This is a genomic window from Roseateles sp. P5_E11, assembly GCF_054049355.1.
On the sequence record NZ_JBFUMO010000454.1, the window covers coordinates 1 to 4,820 of the forward strand.

A 4,820-nucleotide genomic window follows, 5' to 3' on the forward strand; every position below is an offset into this window, starting at 1 on the left:
ATCAGACGCTGGGCCCAGGTGCTGCGGGGCGTGGTGTGAGGAGTGCTGCTCATGCCTGGGAGGGGTCTGAGGAAGAAGTTTCGGGATCCGACGAATCAGTGTCGAAACGTGGGTCCCGTTCGTCGGGAATCAAGGGCTGGACCTGCATGGCGGTCGCAATCAGCTGGCGCAACTCGGCAAGGCCGCTGCCATCCAGGGCGCTGACGAAGACTCGCGGCGTCGGCTCGGTACTGCCATTGGCGCGCAGCACGGCGTCGACGATCTCGCGCGGGCGCTGATCGCCGGGCAGCAGATCCTGCTTGTTGTAAACCAGGATCTGCGGCACGTCGGCCGCACCAATCTCGGCCAGCACGCGCTCGACCTCCGCCATCTGTTCCTCCAGCACCGGGCTGGCAGCATCAACGACATGCAGCAGCAGGTCGGCGTCGGCCGCCTCCTGCAGCGTGGCGCGAAAGGCCTCGACGAGCTTGTGCGGCAGGTCGCGGATGAAGCCCACGGTGTCAGACAGCGAGACGYTGGCCGCGGCCTGCTCCAGGTAGAGGGAGCGCGTCGTCGTGTCCAGCGTCGCGAACAGCTGGTTGGCCGCATAGGCGCGCGCCTTGGTCAGCGCGTTGAACAGCGTGCTCTTGCCGGCGTTCGTGTAGCCGACCAGCGAAACCTTGAAGACGCCATTGCGCGAGCGCGCCTTGCGCTGCGTGCCGCGCTGGCGCTGCACCTGCTTCAGGCGTTCCTTGGTCTTCTTGATACGCTCGTCGATCATGCGGCGGTCCAGCTCGATCTGAGCCTCGCCGGGGCCGCCGCGCATGCCGATGCCACCACTCTGGCGCTCCAGGTGGCTCCAGCGCCGCACCAGGCGCGTGGCCAGGTATTGCAGGCGCGCGAGTTCGACCTGCAGCTTGCCCTCGTGGCTTTGCGCACGGGCGGCAAAGATCTCGAGAATCAGCGCGGTGCGGTCGGCGACGGGCACGCCGAGCACGCGCTCCAGGTTGCGCTGCTGGGCCGGCGAAATGGCCTGATCGAACAGCACCGTGTGGGCCTGGTGGGCCAGCACGAGCAGCTTGATCTCGTCGGCCTTGCCGGAGCCGACGAACAGGGCGGCGTCAGGCGCCGGGCGGCGGGCGATGACCTTGGCGACGGGCGTGTCACCGGCGGATTCCGCCAGCAGGGCCAGTTCATCCAGGCTCTCGTCAAAACCCTGGGCGTTGCGGTGACGACCGARATCGACACCCACAAGAATGGCGCGCGCCGCCTCGGAGGGCGGCGTCGCGTCGTGGGCAGAGGTCGAGGACAAGGGGTGGGGATCAGGCGTCCGCGGGAGCGTCGCCGGCGTGGAAGTTGACCGCACGGCCCGGCACGACAGTCGAGATCGCGTGCTTGTAGACCATCTGCGTCACAGTGTTGCGCAGCAGGACGACGTACTGGTCAAACGATTCGATGTGGCCTTGGAGCTTGATGCCGTTCACGAGGTAGATCGAAACGGGCACATGCTCTTTGCGGAGCAGGTTCAAAAAGGGGTCCTGCAAAAGTTGGCCTTTGTTGCTCATCGGTATGCTCCGAGTTATTCGGGGGGATGGGGGACTACGGGTAAGACCTTAACACAGCGTCTCAGGCCCTCCAGAGGTCAGCCTAGGTCTTTTCGTCGAAGGGATTCTTCGAAGAACGCAGCTCGATCTTCAGCGGCGTTCCGACCAGCTTGTAGTGCGCGCGGATGCGGCCTTCCAGATAGCGCTTGTAGACCTCGGTGACACCGTCCAGCGCATTGCCGTGGATGACGACGATGGGCGGGTTCTGGCCGCCTTGGTGGGCATAGCGCATCTTGGGGCGCGAAACCCCCGAGCGCTTGGGCTGCTGATGCTCCGTGGCTTCCTGGATGAGGCGGGTCAGCACCGGCGTCGTCATCTTGCGGTAGGCCGAGGCGTAGGCGTCGGCCAGCGAATTCCAGACCGCCGACAGGCCCTGGCGCTTCAGCGCCGAGATGTTGTGCATCGGCGCGAACTTCAGGAAGGTCAGACGCTGCTCGATCTGGCGCTGCAGCGTCTCACGCTGGTAGCTGTCGACGGCGTCCCACTTGTTGAGCGCAAGCACCACCGCACGGCCGCTGTCGAGGATGTAGCCGGCGATGTGGGCATCCTGGTCGGTCACGCCCTGGGTCGCGTCCAGCAGCAGCAGCACGACGTGCGCGTCGGCAATCGCCTGCAGCGTCTTGACGACCGAGAACTTCTCGATGGCCTCGAAGACCTTGCCCTTGCGGCGCAGGCCGGCCGTGTCGATGAGCTTGAATTTCTGGCCGTTGCGCTCGAAATCGACCGAGATCGCGTCGCGGGTSGTGCCCGGCAKGTCGAAGGCGACCAGGCGCTCTTCGCCCAGCCAGGTGTTGATCAGCGTGCTCTTGCCGACGTTGGGCCGGCCGGCCACGGCCAGGCGGATGACGCCGTCCTGCTGCGGCCCGGCACCGAATTCCTCGGTGGCGTCCTCGAAGGGCTCCAGCACCGCGTCGAGCAGGCTGCGGATGCCCTGGCCATGGGCCGACGAGATCGGATGCGGTTCGCCCATGCCGAGCTCATGGAACTCGGCCAGCAAAGGCGATTCGCTCATGCCCTCGGCCTTGTTGACGGCCAGATGCACGCGCTTGTTGACGCTGCGCAGATAGCGCGCAATGTCGCTGTCGTGCGCCGACAAACCCAGGCGGATATCGACGACGAAGATGACCGCATCGGCCTCGGCCACGGCCTGCTTGGTCTGCTTGGCCATCTCCTTGACGATGCCGGTGCTGCTGTCGGGCTCGAAGCCGCCGGTGTCGATGCAGATGAACTCGCGGTCGCCCATGCGGCCGTCGCCGTAGTGGCGGTCGCGCGTCAGGCCGGCGAAGTCGGCCACGATGGCGTCGCGCGACTTGGTCAGGCGGTTGAACAGCGTCGACTTGCCCACATTGGGGCGGCCGACCAGGGCAATGACAGGTTTCATTCGGCGGTGATCGCGAACAGGCCGCCGCTCTTGGTCGCAACGAGGGCCGTGTCGCCCTGCAGCGCGATCGTGACGACCGGCGAGCCGTCGGTGGCCAGGCGTGAGCGCGTCTTGCCGGTGTCGCGGTCGATCAGATGGACCTGGCCCTCGAAGTCGCCGATCAGCACCTGCTTGGCCGTCACAACGGGTTCGGACAGCTTGCGGCGCTGGAACTGGTCCGCCGACCAGGCGAGGTCGCCGTTGGCCAGCTTCCAGGCCGACAGGCGGTCGGAGGCGTCGCCGGCAACAACGACCTGGGCGTCAGCGCCGATGCCGTTGGTGCCACCGACGACGCGGTTCCACAGCGCGCTGCCGCGCTCGGCGTTCACGCAGCCCACCGAGGACTGGAAAGCGCGCGCGCAGATCACCTCGCCCTGGCGCACAGCCGGGCCAACCAGGTCGGCCAGGCGCTCGACTTCATTCGTGCCACGCGGCGTGGCCACGCTGGCTTCCCAGCGCAACTGGCCCTTGACCGGGTCGACACCGGCCAGGCGCGGGCCTTGGCCAACCACCAGTGTGTCCTTGTAGGCCAGCAGCACACCGGCCTTGGCCAGCGTCAGCGGCTCGCCGGGGCGCTTCAGCTCCCAGATCTTGCGGCCATCCAGCACGTCGAAGGCCAGCACTTGGCGGTCCAGCGTCAACGTGAAGACACGCTCGCCAGCCACCAAGGGCGCAGCGACGACGGGCGTCGGCAGAGCCTTCTTCCAGGCCACCTTGCCGTTGTCCAGCACGACCAGTTCGTTGTCGCGGTTGACGACAGCGGCAAAGCGGCCATCGCTGCCAATGCCGGCCGACAGCTTGGCGCCCACATCGCCGCGCCAAAGCTCGCGGCCATCGGCGGCGGCCAGCGCGCGCACGCTGCCATCGCTGCTGGCGACGACGAAGCGGTCACCAGGCGTCGCGATGCTGAGCGGGAAGCCGATGTTGTCGCCCTTGGCGCTCCAGACGATGCGGCCGCTGGCCGGGCCGGACAAGGTCTCCAGCGCAGCCGGCTTGTCCTTCTCGCTGCCGAACCAGGAGGTCCACGTCGAGCTGATCGTGGAACAGCCGGTCAGCGAAGCCGCCAGCAGCGAGATCAGGGCAACCCGCCTCATTGCGCGGCTCCGGCGGCTTCGACGGCGGTCGGCACACCCAGCGTCGCCAGCTTGGCCTCGACGATGCGGCGGTAGTCCTGGGTCTTCTCCAGGCCAGCCAGGGCCTTCTGGTACTCGGCCTTGGCGGCATCGCGCTTGTCTTGCAACAGCAGCAGGTCGCCACGGCGGTCAGCCACCAGCGCAGCGAACTCGGTCGTCTTGATCGCGTCCAGCGTCTTGGCGGCCTCGTCATAGGCCTTGGCATCGAGCTGCAGGCCGGCCAGGCGCAGGCGGGCCACGTCGCGGTAGGGGCCGCCCTCGGCGCCCTGTTCGGCCACCCAGGTCAGGCTCTGTTTGGCGTCGTCGGCCTTGCCCTTGTCCAGCTGCAGCTTGGCAACCTGCAAGCCGGCCTGTGCCGCATAACCGGTGCCGCCGTAACGGGCTTTCAGATCGCCCGCAGCGATGGCGGCCTTGTCGACGTCCTGGGCGGCCAGGGCGCGGTCGAATTCGTCGTACATCGCGGCGGCCTTGGCAGCTTGGTCGCGCTGATACCAGTTCCAGCCTTGCCAGGCGGCAAAGGCGGCCAGGACGGCGGTCAGCACCCAGGTGATGAGGTTGCCCCAGCGCTTCCAGAACGCTTTGAGTTGTTCGAGTTGTTCTTGTTCTTCGAGGTCGAGATGGGCGGCCATGGGAAAACTTCAGGAAAGGGTCTCGGGAGGCCCGGGATTATGCGGGGAGGAGGTC

The 4,820-nt window shown here is 67.0% G+C and carries 5 protein-coding genes; all 5 read right to left on the minus strand.

What is annotated here, in order from left to right; all coding sequences use genetic code 11:
* Nucleotides 1-49 precede the first annotated feature (49 nt).
* The 5 genes from hflX to ACXJKR_RS24380 all read right to left on the minus strand — a co-directional run bounded on the left by hflX (nt 50) and on the right by ACXJKR_RS24380 (nt 4,765).
* A complete protein-coding gene (hflX, locus tag ACXJKR_RS24360; RefSeq protein WP_457325004.1) occupies nt 50-1,291 on the minus strand; it encodes a GTPase HflX in 1,242 nt (413 codons plus the stop codon).
* Between the two features lie 10 nt (nt 1,292-1,301).
* Nucleotides 1,302-1,544 carry an RNA chaperone Hfq gene (hfq, locus tag ACXJKR_RS24365; RefSeq protein ID WP_056198163.1) on the minus strand — a complete coding sequence of 81 codons (243 nt, stop codon included), beginning with the start codon at nt 1,542-1,544 and terminating at the stop codon, nt 1,302-1,304.
* Nucleotides 1,545-1,626: 82 nt separating this feature from the next.
* On the minus strand, nt 1,627-2,964 hold the full coding sequence (der, locus tag ACXJKR_RS24370; protein ID WP_457325005.1) for a ribosome biogenesis GTPase Der: 1,338 nt from the start codon (nt 2,962-2,964) through the stop codon (nt 1,627-1,629).
* On the minus strand, nt 2,961-4,097 hold the full coding sequence (gene bamB / locus ACXJKR_RS24375) for an outer membrane protein assembly factor BamB (protein WP_457325007.1): 1,137 nt from the start codon (nt 4,095-4,097) through the stop codon (nt 2,961-2,963). The genes der and bamB overlap by 4 nt, the downstream gene beginning before the upstream one ends.
* Nucleotides 4,094-4,765 (minus strand): YfgM family protein, encoded by a 672-nt coding sequence (locus ACXJKR_RS24380; RefSeq protein ID WP_457325008.1) that lies wholly within the window; start codon nt 4,763-4,765, stop codon nt 4,094-4,096. The genes bamB and ACXJKR_RS24380 overlap by 4 nt, the downstream gene beginning before the upstream one ends.
* Nucleotides 4,766-4,820: the final 55 nt, after the last annotated feature.

Bases quoted from the DNA above. Each gene is read 5' to 3' on its own strand.
- bamB (WP_457325007.1), bottom strand. From the start codon at position 4,097: ATGAGGCGGGTTGCCCTGATCTCGCTGCTGGCGGCTTCGCTGACCGGC.
- hfq (WP_056198163.1), bottom strand. From the start codon at position 1,544: ATGAGCAACAAAGGCCAACTTTTGCAGGACCCCTTTTTGAACCTGCTC.
- ACXJKR_RS24380 (WP_457325008.1), bottom strand. From the start codon at position 4,765: ATGGCCGCCCATCTCGACCTCGAAGAACAAGAACAACTCGAACAACTC.